Annotated in this window: 12 protein-coding genes and 2 tRNA genes; 1 reads left to right on the forward strand and 13 read right to left on the reverse strand. The window is 43.5% G+C overall.

What is annotated here, in order from left to right:
• The 3 genes from ACO4R2_RS08360 to ACO4R2_RS08370 form a co-directional block, all read right to left on the reverse strand.
• A partial coding sequence (locus tag ACO4R2_RS08360) for a restriction endonuclease subunit S (RefSeq protein WP_484769860.1) occupies positions 1-620 on the reverse strand: 620 nt, incomplete at its 3' end.
• On the reverse strand, positions 617-2,164 hold the full coding sequence (locus ACO4R2_RS08365; RefSeq protein ID WP_484769861.1) for a type I restriction-modification system subunit M: 1,548 nt from the start codon (positions 2,162-2,164) through the stop codon (positions 617-619). The genes ACO4R2_RS08365 and ACO4R2_RS08360, both read right to left, overlap by 4 nt.
• 90 nt (positions 2,165-2,254) lie before the next feature.
• On the reverse strand, positions 2,255-3,166 hold the full coding sequence (locus ACO4R2_RS08370) for a patatin-like phospholipase family protein (protein ID WP_315092246.1): 912 nt from the start codon (positions 3,164-3,166) through the stop codon (positions 2,255-2,257).
• 148 nt (positions 3,167-3,314) lie between these two features.
• On the opposite strand from ACO4R2_RS08370, the gene xpt reads away from it, so the two are divergent.
• Positions 3,315-3,881, forward strand: a complete 567-nt coding sequence (gene xpt, locus ACO4R2_RS08375) for a xanthine phosphoribosyltransferase (protein WP_311489545.1) — start codon at positions 3,315-3,317, stop codon at positions 3,879-3,881.
• Positions 3,882-4,087: 206 nt separating this feature from the next.
• Here xpt and ACO4R2_RS08380 read toward each other — a convergent pair whose 3' ends face one another.
• The 10 genes from ACO4R2_RS08380 to porQ form a co-directional block, all read right to left on the reverse strand.
• Positions 4,088-4,564, reverse strand: a complete 477-nt coding sequence (locus tag ACO4R2_RS08380) for a hypothetical protein (protein WP_311489546.1) — start codon at positions 4,562-4,564, stop codon at positions 4,088-4,090.
• Between the two features lie 110 nt (positions 4,565-4,674).
• Complete coding sequence (locus tag ACO4R2_RS08385) at positions 4,675-5,739, reverse strand: Gfo/Idh/MocA family protein (protein WP_484769862.1); 1,065 nt, start codon at positions 5,737-5,739, stop codon at positions 4,675-4,677.
• A gap of 6 nt (positions 5,740-5,745) precedes the next feature.
• Entirely contained in the window at positions 5,746-6,813 is a 1,068-nt protein-coding gene (locus tag ACO4R2_RS08390) for a radical SAM protein (protein WP_484769863.1), read from the reverse strand.
• A gap of 768 nt (positions 6,814-7,581) precedes the next feature.
• Positions 7,582-9,285: a sigma-70 family RNA polymerase sigma factor gene (locus ACO4R2_RS08395; RefSeq protein WP_484769864.1), complete on the reverse strand. Its 1,704-nt coding sequence runs from the start codon at positions 9,283-9,285 to the stop codon at positions 7,582-7,584.
• Positions 9,286-9,542: 257 nt separating this feature from the next.
• Positions 9,543-10,280 (reverse strand): hypothetical protein, encoded by a 738-nt coding sequence (locus tag ACO4R2_RS08400; RefSeq protein WP_484769865.1) that lies wholly within the window; start codon positions 10,278-10,280, stop codon positions 9,543-9,545.
• 67 nt (positions 10,281-10,347) lie between these two features.
• Positions 10,348-10,420, reverse strand: a tRNA-Phe gene (locus ACO4R2_RS08405).
• 49 nt (positions 10,421-10,469) lie between these two features.
• Positions 10,470-10,542, reverse strand: a tRNA-Phe gene (locus tag ACO4R2_RS08410).
• Between the two features lie 67 nt (positions 10,543-10,609).
• The gene (locus tag ACO4R2_RS08415; RefSeq protein ID WP_484769866.1) at positions 10,610-11,392 is read right to left on the reverse strand and encodes a TatD family hydrolase; all 783 of its coding nucleotides are present in this window, start codon (positions 11,390-11,392) and stop codon (positions 10,610-10,612) included.
• Positions 11,393-11,415: 23 nt separating this feature from the next.
• Positions 11,416-12,378 carry a polyprenyl synthetase family protein gene (locus ACO4R2_RS08420; protein ID WP_484769867.1) on the reverse strand — a complete coding sequence of 321 codons (963 nt, stop codon included), beginning with the start codon at positions 12,376-12,378 and terminating at the stop codon, positions 11,416-11,418.
• A gap of 15 nt (positions 12,379-12,393) precedes the next feature.
• Positions 12,394-13,389, reverse strand: a complete 996-nt coding sequence (porQ, locus tag ACO4R2_RS08425) for a type IX secretion system protein PorQ (protein WP_484769868.1) — start codon at positions 13,387-13,389, stop codon at positions 12,394-12,396.
• Positions 13,390-13,463: the final 74 nt, after the last annotated feature.

Raw genomic sequence — 13,463 nt, forward strand, 5'->3', positions numbered from 1 at the left:
TCATACTGCCGCTTGCGGCAGTCCAGCTCCGCCTCCAGCTCCGCCTCCAGCTCCGCCTCCAGCTCCGCCTCCAGCTCCGTAAACTTGTCGAGGATCTCGACAAGTTTACGTTGGACAGAAAGAGGAGGGATGGGGATAAGGATTTTCTTAAATCTGGTTTTAGATACATTAAATCTAGTCACCCCACTTGCCGTTTTAGCTAATTGCTTTCGCATATATGATCCACGGAACAAATGTTTTGAAAATTCTGGTATCAATTCTATATCTTTATGAAATCGAACACCGAAAGAAAAGCTATTGAGATATACCGCTTCGTTGAAGTGCGTAGTAACTGCAGAAGAATATGCAACTTCTTCTGCAGTTTCTGAAGAACCAGTGAATAATATATCACCGTATTCTATTTTATGCTGTTGTTCTGTTTCGGATACCTTCACCTTTGAAAGCTCTTGACTATTAACCTCATAGTTGTTGTATATGTTTTTATAGGAAACAAATAATGCATTACCATGTTCGAAATCTGATTTACTTTTACCAGTTAAGCCACCATAGATGTCAGCAACTTCCCCCAACGGCTTCCATTCCACTTCTGCCCCTTGTAGCAATTTGTCTATATATTTCATCCCTCCAACTCTTTAATGATCTCATCAATATCCGCGCGCAGAGTATCAATCCGCTTCACCGTTTCGGTTACTTCGGTATTGAGCTTATTGATGTCGATAATCTCGCGCTTGTCCTCCGCCTCAACGTATGAACTCACGGAGAGGTTATAGTCGTTTTCGGCTATTTGAGCGTTGTCTACCGATGTGGCCACATACTGCACCTCTTCTTTGTTTCCGAAGATGTCCAGAATGCGGTCTATATGTTCGGGTAGCAGCACATTGTTGTTGGTTTCTTTCTTGAAGAAGTCTTCGCCGCTGGCATCAATGAATTGTGTTTTGGGTTCTGTTTTGTGTTTTGAGAGTACGAGAATGTTTACCGCGATGCTTGTACCAAAGAATAAGTTAGGAGGTAGCGAAATAACGCTTTCTACAAAGTTGTTGTCTACTAAATACTTCCTTATCTTTTGTTCCGCTCCGCCCCGATAGAAGATTCCGGGAAAACAGATGATGGCAGCCCGACCACGCGCGGAGAGATAGTTGAGAGAATGGAGCACAAAAGCAAAATCAGCTTTTGATTTAGGAGCTAATACGCCCGCAGGAGCAAAACGGTCGTCGTTAATCAGCGTTGGGTCGTCACTACCCACCCAGTTTACCGAATAAGGAGGATTAGAAACAATGGCATCGAAAGGTTTTTGGTCGCCATATTGCGGACGGAGAAGTGTATCGCCCAAAGCAATATCGAACTTGACGTAGTTGATGTTATGAAGAAACATATTCATACGTGCCAAGTTGTAAGTGGTATGATTGATTTCTTGCCCGAAAAATCCTTCCTCACTAAAATATTCACCAAAGAGTTTTTTTGCTTGTAACAACAAAGAACCCGAACCGCACGCAGGGTCGTAGATTTTGTTGACTGTTTCTTGTCCAAAGATGGCAAGCCGTGCTATCAGATTAGATACATTCTGAGGGGTAAAGAATTCGCCTCCCGATTTACCAGCATTAGCTGCATAGTTGGAAATAAGAAACTCGTATGCATCGCCAAAAAGGTCAATCTCATTATCTTCAAAGTGCCCGAAGTCTAAGCTCTCAACTCCCTTAATGACGGCAGCTAAGCGGCGGTTCTTCTCTTCAACGGTGTTGCCCAATCGATTACTCGTAGTATCGAAATCTGCAAAAAGTCCTTTGATGTCATGTTCTGATTGATAGCCATTGGCAGAACCTTCTATCGCCGTAAAAATTGCAGCCAAATCTGTATTCAGATTAGGATTGGTATTCGCATTCTTTGCAATATGGGAGAACAGCTGACTGGGATAAATGAAATAGCCCTTTTCCTTGGTAACTTCGTGTATGTCCTTCTGACTAAGCTGTTCGTCAGGCCAGTGAGTATAATCTATGCTCTCGTCTCCATTTTCCATGAAAAGGACAAAGTTCTCACTGATGAAACGATAAAAAAGAGTTCCTAAAACAAACTGCTTGAAGTCCCAACCATCCACAGCGCCACGAACCTCGTTGGCAATTTTCCATATTGCAGCTTGTAGTTCTTCTCTTTGCGTTGTATTTGCCATTATGAATTGTTAATAGGTGTTTTTAGTTTTCTTTGCAAATATACAATTTTTTAGATGAATCATATATTCTCTTTTATCACTCCTGAGTTTCTATTCAGCTTCGTATTTCTCGATGGCTTCAATCGTTTTTTTATAGCCAAGGCGGATGAGGCGTTCGGATTTTTGGAAGTCGAACGTGTTGTAGCGCGCCATGGGGAGATCTATGAGAATGTCGGGCGGTGTCATCTGTAAAGCCATCCGTGCATTGCGATTGATCATGATGGACATGGTGCGGGAAATGAGCGTGACGTAGTTGTCGCCCGAGGAGGAATCTTGTGGAAGGAAATGGTTGAGAAGGGAGCGCGGACTGAAATTAGCGTTGTCGTGCTTTTTTGCCATTCGGCGGAGTTGAGCTTGCCCTTCATAGTCGTGCCCACTCACATTGACGGCAACGAGCAGGTGTTTTTTGTTGCGCTTCACTCGGTTGAGCGGAAGCGGATTGGTGATGCCGCCATCGATGAGGAGGCGGTGCCCCATTTCAACGGGGCGGAAAAAGGTGGGGATAGATATGGAGGCGCGAATGGCTTGGAAGAGACTACCGTGGGAGAAGATAACTTCCCGCCCGCTGTTGTAGTCGGTGGCTATGGCGCGGAAAGGGATGGGGAGCGTTTCGATATTCGTATCGGGAACGAATTGCTTGATGGTGTCGATGATGCGGTCGCCTTTGACAATGTGGTTGATACCAAGTGAGAAATCCGTGAGAGAGAAGATTTTCCTGCGGTCGATGGTGCGCATCCATTTGCGGTATTCTGCCAAATGCCCCGTAGCATAAATACCGCCAATCAGTGCTCCCATGGATGCGCCAGCCACAGAATGAATGCAATAACCGCGTTCTTCCAGTGCCAGAATGGCTCCAATGTGTGCCAATCCGCGTGCTCCGCCGCTGGAGAGCACTAAATCGACGTCCTTGTTGGGCGTCGGCGTGAAAATGTTGAAGAGTTTATGGATGTTGGGTGTTTCCATCGAAAGAGAGATTGTGTGTATGCTTGCAAATGTAGAGATTTATTGAGGATAGATTTCGGTGGAGGAGTCGTTTTTTTCTGTAAATCCGTGCGCGCTATTGTATTTTGCCGTATTTTCGCACAAAATACAAGTACAAAAAATAAGGATTATGCAGGAGTTAAAGGATAGGATTATGCGCGATGGGCGTTGCCTGGAAGGGGGCATACTGAAAGTGGATAACTTTATCAATCATCAGATGGATCCCATGCTGATGAAGGCGTGCGCAATAGAATTTGTACGCTTGTTTGCCAACGAAAAGTTTAACAAGATTGTGACGATTGAGGCCAGCGGTATTGCGCCCGCAATATTGGTGGGGTCGTTGCTCAATCTGCCCGTGGTGTTTGCCAAAAAGAAGGTGCCGAGCACGATGGAGAACTTCTTGATGACGGAGGTGTTCTCCTTCACCAAGCGGCGTTCTTATGAGATTGTGGTGGATAAGCGTTTTCTTGGTCCTAACGACCGTGTGCTTTTCATTGACGACTTTTTGGCCAACGGCAATGCGGCAAAAGGTGTGCTCGACCTCGTTCATCAGTCAGGGGCTTCACTGGCTGGTATGGGTTTTATCATTGAGAAAGCTTTCCAGCAGGGTGGCGAAGAACTGCGCCGACAAGGTATCCATGTGGAGAGCCTTGCTATTGTGGAAAGTCTCGATAATTGTGAGATAAAACTTAGGTGAAGCGGGTGTTTAATGTGCTAATGTGACGCGACAAAGTCGCTTGAATGTGCTAATGTGCTAATGTGACGCGAGCAAGCTCGCTAATGTGCTAATGTGGGTTACATTGAAAATGTGCTAATGTGGCTTACGCCGTGTATCCCGTTAGGTCATTAGCACATTAGCACATTTACGGCGACTTTGTCGCCCCACATTAGCACATTAAAAAGTTACTCCACTCCCATGGCGCGTTTTACGAAGTCCATTTCCATAGCCGTAACAGTGCCGGGCTGAACATCGTACCAACCAGCGTTTGCGCTAAACTGCTTATCGCCGAGTTCTGTTTCGTCCTTGAAGAAATAGAAAGAGAGAGCTTTCGTGCGGTTCTTTTCAACGTCGAAGATCTGCTTCACATAGTAGTGCGTCATTCCCTCCACTTTCAAGTCGGGGCAGAGCTTAGCAATGCGGAGAGCCTCCTGCTGACCTTCGGCCGTCTTTGTCAGAACGCGCTTTTCCCAAATGGTGTAAGGGTTCTTGTCTGAATTAGCCAAAACGGGGTTTATGTAGAACACAACTGCGGGCGTTTCGCAAACATAGTCGAACGTATTGGTGGCAGCTTGAATGGTATCTTGCGGATTTTTACCAATTTCCTGAGCCATCATCCCCATTGGGATGAGCATCATCAGTGCTAAAAGAATTCTTTTCATGCAGATAATTTCTCTATTTAGTTGTTATAATTGGCCGCGAAGTTAACCATATTCGTCAGACACTCAAAAGTTTTCAGTTTTTTTAAGCAGGGAGACAGAAGTATTATGAGTTATTTCTTGCTGGTGTGTTCTTTTATTTCGGCTATTAAGGAATAAACTTGTTCGACGCTTTCCAGATTGTAAGAATGTGTGTTCTTACATTTGTTTTCTACTATATCGGCAAATGTTTTAATCTCAGAGAAGAAGCCTTGCGCAACGAGCTGATTATTGCCTACGGTTGGAATAAAAGCATTTCTTCCGTAAAGATTGACGAGCGTTGAAGTGTTTCGGAATACTTTTTCCAACGGAATTCCTAATACGGCAGAGTGTCTTGGAGAGAAATCAAGTTTTTCCATTTTATCCAAGATATACAGTCCTTTATCCGTGCTGATACTTAGCTGCTCTTGTGCATCTTGCCAGGAATAATCTGTTGAAAGTTCCAACATTCCTGTAAGTTCTTTGTGTTCTAATATAAGGAATAAAGTTTGTCCGCCATCTTTACTGTTGGTTATATCTACCACTTTAATCTTTGCTTGACCAAAGAGCAAGACGACATAGTCAAGGGGATGAATGAAAAGATCGAGCAAGGCATCGCCTTCTGGATATAGTCCCGTTAGATACCGATAATGATAATGTCGTTTGGTCTCACATTTAAGTCTCTTTTGCAGAATCTGGGTGGCGGGGGCAAAGCGTCTTTGTAGTCCGACAATTGTGTGTTGTGAATCGTTGTTTTTGATAGTATCTATTAAAACCTTTAGTTCTCTTTCGTCCCTACAAGGCGGTTTCTCTATGAATAAAGATTTTCCGGATTTGATGACTTCACTTGCTATCTGAAAATGCGCCTGTGGATGGGCGGCTACAAAAACTCCCGAAATGCTTTCGTCATGCAAGATTTCTTGTAGTGATGTAGTTCCTTTGATGTTCTTGTACTTTTGAGAAATCAGTGCAGCTTTTCTCTCCGAAGTGCAACAGATGTATTTTAGTGGTAGCTGAAGATGCTGCATGATTGGTAATAAATTACTGACACAATGATTGCCAAAACCTATAAGCGCGTACTGCCGAGTATAGATCTCATTAAGCTCCCTCATGCTGCGTATATTCTTATATCTGCCGATGATATTGTCTAAAAATCTCATACTCGTTTATGATATTATTTTTTTGAGATGTTCTTTGTAAGTAGTATGTTTGTTATCCGTCCAATGATATTTTCCGTAAAACAATTCTATTAGCCGTTTGGGCAGGAATCTTTCCAGATTTCTCAATAGGATTATATCGTATTTCCGATGATAGTTTATCCAGCATTGGTTACATTCTTTGGAGTGTTCGCATTGGATTTTGCAGGTTTCTCGTGAATTAAATATTTCGTCAAGTGTATTTTCGTGAATGTTTCCCAAAATTACATCTAAGTTTTGGCATAAAGGGACATTTCCATTCGAATGAATAACCAACTCGCTAAAAATACTATGACATCGAAGTTTTAGCTTATTGTTCTTCCATTCGTCATACAAGGCAACAAAGTCGAAGTTCTCCTCTGTTTGATGTATGGAGGCTGGTATTTGGTTGATGAAGTTCTTATCTTTGGATTCCATCAGCCCTTTTGTTGTGTCGAAAAAAGAGATCGTGTTGTAAATGCCAATGCGTACATCAATATCATATTTTCGGGCAATATTTATAACATGCTCCATATCCTTAAACGAATTCCATGGCGAAAGGCAGAACATCAAGGAAATGGGTACTATGTCTTTACACGCTTCAATGACTTCAATAACTTTGTCATATCCATCTCGTCCACGCATGTGTTTATAGGTTTCTCTGTTGCCGTCAAGCGATATGTAGAGATGTTTGGGGTGATGATTTTTCACAGCAGTAATCACTTTTTTTGCTGCAAGGCAATTGGATAATAATGTATAGTTAGGATGATGTGTGTCGAACCAACTCAAAATTTTGTCTGCTTCAGGGTGAAGAATAAATTCGCCGCCTTCTAAACCAACTACGGTGCGTTTTGTGACGCACTTACTGTTCATGATGTTGATTATATCGTTTAAACTTAGATTCTCAATGGGTTTCTTCCAGATGGAACAATGTTGACAGCGAGATTGGCAAATTGTTGTGGAGTATATCATTAGCGAACTAAGCTCTTTGTGCTGTTTGCGCACTACATTGTTGATAAAAACTATTCCGTTATGGAGATAATCGTAAATACTATACATGCTTTTTTCGGTTTGTTATCTATCTAATAAGAGCCGAAAAGAGGAGAAAGACTGCAATAAAATTGTAAGATTTTTTAAGCATTCAGAAGAGAAACTGTTTTAATTGAATTGTTGGGGAATTGCAGAATAAAATTGTGATGTTTTATCATCTTGAGAGGTTTATTGGTGGTAGAGAATAGGATGTCTGGAATAGTTTTTTGTTCGCTTTATTTGACAAGTTATTTCTGCGTTTTAGAAGCGAATGTTATAAAGCGTTAATGAAAAATGTGTGTTCAGACAGACTAACGGGGTGATTTTAGCGATGCATTACTCAATTGTGGGATGAAAAATGAGAGGGATGAGTCGATTTTACATAAAATCAGTGTTTAGAACGTACTGAAAAGGTGTTTTTTTTCTTATTCTGTCAGCTGACACAATAAAGATGTCAGCTGACAGCCTTATTGTGTTTGTGATTTTCCTTATTGTATTTCAAATTTGTCGGCGAGGAATTTAAATTTGCCCTATAGAAAATAAAATTTGGCCTATAGAAAATGAAAATAGGCTTATTTTCGTACTATGAAAAATAGGCCTTCTTATCAACCGCAAGTAAAGATTTTGATTTTGAAGCCATTCTCGACCTTGTAGGTTGCGAATTATTTTGACAAAAATAAAGGGTTACTTAATTTGCTCCTTTTTCTTGTGTTTTTGAAAGCGAAACGAGAGTGTGGCTCTTCTAAAAAACTATTGTTTCATAGCTTTTAGAAGAGCCACACTAAAAGAGAGTTTTGCTTACCAGGTAAGTCGTAACCCGAAAGGTACTGTTATGAAGAATGGGTGCTCTGTGCGATATGTTTCTATGCCGCTACCGTTTCTAAAATAATAGAACATGTTGGGTTCTAAATACAAGCTGAACGGTTTGAATATTTTATACTGCACGCCAAAGCCTAAATTTGCAGACCATTGATAACGAGGCTTGATGCCCTCTTTTCGAGTAAATGAAGAATCAGCCGTTACGATATACTTCTTGTTAAGCGAACTGTTCACGGGCATTTCAAATGTTACGCCCCCTGTTGTGTATGCACAGAAGCGTCCCTTGTTCCATATACGGTAGGTCAATCGTAAAGGTATGCCCAAGTAGTCAATCTTTTGGGTTTTCACTAATTTCGCTTTGTTGTATTCACTTTCAAAATCAGATTTTAGTTTGGTGTAGGTAATACCCGTTCCGAAAGTCCAACGAGAGCTTAGCTGTTTGCTGAGTGAGAAGCTAAAGGTCTTGGGGCGATAATGGTGTACTTTCTCTCCTAAAGATGCTTTTCCGCTTGTTTTATTGTTCTGAATAATCCAAGACATCTTTGCTCTCTCAATAGAGTCCATCAAGGCAGAGTTTCGAGTTAAGTAGTTTTCAAGATCATCCCATGTGTATAGTCTTCTTGTTGCACCACCGTTGGCATAGTCCACTACTGACAGATAACCCAGATTTGACATACTTCCATTGGCGCCTGTATTTGAAGAAAAACCAAAGTTGAAAGTCCATGGGCTTTTCTTCTTGTGGTTGATGTTGAGATTTATATCTCTATTCAACGCCATGGTCTTATTTGCAGGAATCTGTGGAATACGGTAGAGCGTATCCTTAATTGTAATACTCTTAGCTAAATACTTATGTAAGGAATCGACATAGAAAGGCAGCCTTGTTTTTTCGGATGATATGCTGTCTGTTTTAATCTGTGCGAGAGAATTTTCTTGAGGTGCAAAAGCTCTTGCAGGAAGAGTGTTTTTATCCTCTTTATTGTTTGAAGATTTGGAACTTTCTGCTTGTTCAGTTTTTGCCGTTTTTGGTTCTTTCTGAATCTGTGTCTGATTCTTGCGAGAGTCTATGGCTGTTGCTATTCCATAAGGAGTTTTCGTGGAATAGTATCTTTTTATGAAATAGATATATATAGGTGTTAGGATAGGCAATAAAAGTAGTGCCCAATAGTTGGAAAGAATCTCACGCAACATTTTCTTTGCCCGAAACAGTTGCGAGGAAGAACTGTGAGGATTGATGCCAAGCAGTTCTCCTATTTCTTTGTGAGACAGACCATCCAAAACCGAAAGTTTGAATATCTCCTTACTTCCCTCTGGTAAGGATTCAATGGCCGATAGTAAGAGTTCTATATCTATGTGTTTTGTCTCCTCGCTGTCTGTTCCGAGAAACTCTGTTCCTTCTAAAGAGGAAAGGGAAATGTTGTCCTTTCCAGTGCTTTGAAGGTATCTTAAAGAAAGGTTTCTGACAATGGTTATCATCCATCCCTCTAATTTCGAATTGTCTTTGAGTGTCTTTATAGAGGTAAAGATGATGATAAAAGCATCGTGTAAAATATCTTCTGCTGTGCTTTCATCTTTTACGTAATGTTGGCATATTCCCCTTAGTTTGTTGGAATATGCCTTATATAAATCTCCGAGAGCCTCTTGCTCTCCTTGCTTACATGCGTCTATATTAACGTCTATGTTCATAGATAACCTAACCCTTTTTATTAAAAGGATTAGGTTATATCTAAAAGACTGCATGAAAAAATGATTTTTTTGAAAATCTAAAAAAGAAAGTTAGACTTAGATACTTATTTTTTTATTGACAATGTACATTTTCAATTAGACGTGATATAATTCTCTGTATTCTTCGTCTGTCTTTCTCGTGGAGTGTGGCTGCTAATTTTTTTATTATTCAGGAGAAATAGAACTGAAAGTTTGATGTGTTTTTTTGTTGAATAAATCTATAAATAACACACTCCATCGTGGCAACCGTGGCGAGGAGCTTCGTCTTCCTCGTCCTCTTCTGTGTCCTCTGCTGCAATGGGCTTGTCCGTCAGAATCTTTAGGAAGCGTTCTTCTAAGAGTTCATAGGGAGCATAGCCTTCTTCGAGTTTGTAGCGATCAGTACCGTTGATGAGCATGAGGGTGGGGTAGACTTCCGCGTAGTCGTTGACGCGGTTGTAGCTTTCTTCGGCAGCCTGTTTCACTTCCTCTTTTAGGTATTCGCGGAGGAACTCTTCGGGATTGATACCTATAGTTTCTCCAATTTCAGCAAAGAGAGTAGGATTGTCCAAGAGGAGGCCTTTGTGGAAACGTGCTGCAAGTAGCGCATCAGCAAAGGCAAAAGCTTTGTTGGGAGCTATGCGTTTGACGGCTTCTATGGCGCGGCACGACGCGTCACTGTTCCAAAGAGCGTCTTCCTCGCCCAGTGCGCGCAAATAGCCTTCGCCCATTTCGCGCCCCGTATCGCGCTGCACTTTCTCCATAGAGCGAAGTGTGGCGCGCTCCATTTCTGGCGTATAGTGTACCTCATATTCGCCACGAAGCATTCCTGCTGGCAACAACTCGAAGTCGACCACATCGTGGTAGGTGTTATAAAGCTTCAGAATGTTGGGAGACCCACCGTAGCACCAAGAGCAGTAAGGGTCCATCACATATATGATTTTCATCTGTCCAAAGGGGGAGTTCTTTTCTGTCATAATCGTAAAAAATAAAATGTATAGAAACAAAAAAGCGACATTCTGTGAGGAATATCGCTTCTTTAAGTGGTACCTCCAGGAATCGAACCGGGGACACACGGATTTTCAGTCCGATGCTCTACCAACTGAGCTAAGGCACCGTCTTCGATATTTGTTTTGAAAGAGAGTATCGAAGTTTCTCTCTATAAGTGGTACCTCCAGGAATCGAACCGGGGACACACGGATTTTCAGTCCGATGCTCTACCAACTGAGCTAAGGCACCTTGCTTATTTGCGGGTGCAAAGATATGTATTGTTATTGAATTCTCCAAATATTAGACAACTTTTTTATCAAATTGCAAAAAGTTTTCGTGCATTTTCTGTTGTTGTGCGCGCCACTTCCTCTGTTGTGGTGTCGTAAATCTCTGCTATCTTGTCAATGATATGCGGGATGTATGCGCTTTCATTTCGCTTGCCGCGATGGGGGACAGGCGTAAGATAAGGCGCATCTGTCTCGAGCAGAATTCGGTGAAGAGGGACGCACGCGTGGAGTACGGCGGGAAGCGTACTTTTCTTGAATGTCACAATGCCGCCAATGCCAAGATAGAAACCGTCGAAGGTAAGCAGTTCGCGCGCTTCTTCTGTTGTTCCGCCGAAGCAATGGAAGATACCGCCAGGTATTTGCGAGGTGTCCGCTTCTCGAAGTGTGGTAACAATATCTTGATGAGCATTGCGCGCGTGAATCACCAAAGGCTTGCGGAGTTCGTTAGCCCAACGAATCTCTTCGCGAAACACTTCTATCTGTTCCTCGCGTCGGCTCTGATCCCAATACAGATCTATACCCACCTCGCCCACAGCGCAGTAGCGCTCGGGTGTGGTGTAGAGCAAGTGTTTCATCTTCTCCACCAGCGGCCAAGGAACAGCCGGGAGCTCCTCTGGTTGTAGTCCCATCATGGGTAGACAAAGGTCGGGGAAGTCGTCGCACATCTGCAACATCCTCCCGATGCTCTCTTCGTCCACATTTGGCAAGAGGAGTTTCTCTGCTCCTGCCGCACGAGCACGCTCCACCATTTCGGCTCTATCGGCGTCGAACTCTTCGCCATAGAGGTGTGTGTGAGTATCTATAAACGTCATATTGTGAGAATCAGAGCTGGGGGCTATTTCTTACGGTTGAGCAACTTTTCGGCATAGTTCCACAACGGTTGCTTGCGCTCAGCATCGATGGGCAGACTGTCGAAGATGCGGCGCGCTTCAGCATAGAGCGTTTCCATGCGTTCGCGGCAGAGTGCGGGAATCTCCAATTCATCGTAGAGAGCCAGTACGCCTGCCACTTTCTCCTCGCGTTCGTCCACGTTGTTGAGCAAACGATTGAGTTCTGCCTTCTGTGCATCATTTGCACGGTTGAACGCATTGATAAGCATAAATGTTTTTTTTGCACAACAGATGTCGCCGCCAATTTGCTTACCAAACACAGCGGGATCACCGTAGCAATCGAGGTAGTCGTCTTGCAGCTGGAAAGCCAGTCCGATTTTTTCGCCAAACTGATAGAGCTGTTCGCAGTCTTCTTTGGGCGCATCGGCTATCAACGCCCCCGCTTTGAGAGCGCAAGCCAGCAGCACGCTTGTTTTTAGGCGAATCATCTCGATATATTCCTCTTCCCGAACATCATTACGGTTTTCAAAATTGATGTCGTACTGTTGTCCTTCGCAGATTTCCTGCATCGTCCGCGCTGCCAAGTTGAGCACCTCCGGTAGGCGGTGGCAATCTGTGCGGAGAATGTGCTGAAATGCCATGATGAGCATGGTGTCGCCCGAGAGGATAGCCGTGTTCTCGTCCCATTTCTTGTGAATCGTCGGCTTACCACGGCGCATATCGGCTTTGTCCATCAAGTCGTCGTGCAGTAGTGTGTGGTTGTGGTATGTCTCCAAACCAATGGCAGTGGGGAGTGCGCGCTCCGTGTCCTCCTTGTAGAGTGCGTAAGCCATAAGCGTCAGCGTTGGGCGTAAGCGTTTACCTCCCATGGAGAGCACATAGCGGATGGGTTCGTAGAGTCCCTCTGGTTGTTGAGGGTAGGGAATTGCAGCGAGAGCTGTTTCTATTTTGTTCAGGATTGTTTCCATAGTTGTTGTGAGGAATTATAGATTATCGAGACTGTAGGCCACGCTGAATTGCAGCGAAGAGAAACCTACATGATATTTAGCGTATGAAGCACCGAACTTGAGGCGCTTGAGTTGAAGTCCAACACCTGCTGTGAGTCCGGCCCACTTTGATGCACCAGCCGATTTTAGTTCGTTGCCGCGGCGCACATTGTAGCCCAAACTCAAGTAGAGCCAGTCGGTGGGCAAAACATCCACACCCAAAACGAGATGATTCAACGCCATTTTCATATTGCTCATTTCTCCTTCGTCGGAGGCATGGAAATAGTAACTTTTCTTCCAACGCGTCAGATCCGTTAGCGTCACATTCAATCTCACGGGAAGCGACTCCAGTCCTTTTGTAAACCCTAAGGTCATATTAAAAGGTAAGTGGCCCGATTGCCCTTCGTAGAAATCTTTGAGTTGCGCCCCCATATTGCGCAGCGTGAAGGATGCACTGAAATCGCGCTCTTCATCGAAATAGTTGAGGCCCAAATCCACTCCCAAACCGAAGGCGTGGTAACTGCTGTAGCTCGGACAAGCCATCTTAACGTTCGCGCCACCAGCCCAGCGGTCGGAGAGCAAATAGCTGTAACCCACGGCCAGAATGATATCATTAGCGTTAAACGTTCCCAAAGTGTTACCTTGTTCATCGGTTTCTTTCATCTCGCCATAGTTCATCAGTTGCCCCATCAGAGCCACCGTATGGCGTTGCCCAACAGCCTTAACGCCTTGAAAACCTAAATACTTGCTTCCCGCACCGTATGTCATAAAGTTGAACCCCACGCTGTAGTCTGTCACGCCAGAGAGTAAAGCGGGGTTGCTCCACCCCACATCGGGGCGATCCTCCACATTAGAAATGTTATCGCCCCCCAAGGCTGAAGCATGACTCGAAACTGGAAGTTTCAACACGTCATAAGAGGATGTGGATTCTTGAGCTTGCAAACTGAGCGGTAACAGTAGTGATAATATTATATAGATGATACCTTTTTTCATTCTTTAACTGAAATTGTGTTCAAAGATACAGAGAAATCCCGAAATCTGAACTACTTTTGTAGCCTAAAACGGGT

It is taken from the genome of Alloprevotella sp., from assembly GCF_057240785.1.

Bases quoted from the DNA above. Each gene is read 5' to 3' on its own strand.
- ACO4R2_RS08390 (WP_484769863.1), bottom strand. From the start codon at position 6,813: ATGTATAGTATTTACGATTATCTCCATAACGGAATAGTTTTTATCAAC.
- ACO4R2_RS08415 (WP_484769866.1), bottom strand. From the start codon at position 11,392: ATGACGTTTATAGATACTCACACACACCTCTATGGCGAAGAGTTCGAC.
- porQ (WP_484769868.1), bottom strand. From the start codon at position 13,389: ATGAAAAAAGGTATCATCTATATAATATTATCACTACTGTTACCGCTC.
- ACO4R2_RS08365 (WP_484769861.1), bottom strand. From the start codon at position 2,164: ATGGCAAATACAACGCAAAGAGAAGAACTACAAGCTGCAATATGGAAA.
- ACO4R2_RS08370 (WP_315092246.1), bottom strand. From the start codon at position 3,166: ATGGAAACACCCAACATCCATAAACTCTTCAACATTTTCACGCCGACG.
- ACO4R2_RS08380 (WP_311489546.1), bottom strand. From the start codon at position 4,564: ATGAAAAGAATTCTTTTAGCACTGATGATGCTCATCCCAATGGGGATG.
- xpt (WP_311489545.1), top strand. From the start codon at position 3,315: ATGCAGGAGTTAAAGGATAGGATTATGCGCGATGGGCGTTGCCTGGAA.
- ACO4R2_RS08395 (WP_484769864.1), bottom strand. From the start codon at position 9,285: ATGAACATAGACGTTAATATAGACGCATGTAAGCAAGGAGAGCAAGAG.
- ACO4R2_RS08420 (WP_484769867.1), bottom strand. From the start codon at position 12,378: ATGGAAACAATCCTGAACAAAATAGAAACAGCTCTCGCTGCAATTCCC.
- ACO4R2_RS08385 (WP_484769862.1), bottom strand. From the start codon at position 5,739: ATGAGATTTTTAGACAATATCATCGGCAGATATAAGAATATACGCAGC.
- ACO4R2_RS08400 (WP_484769865.1), bottom strand. From the start codon at position 10,280: ATGACAGAAAAGAACTCCCCCTTTGGACAGATGAAAATCATATATGTG.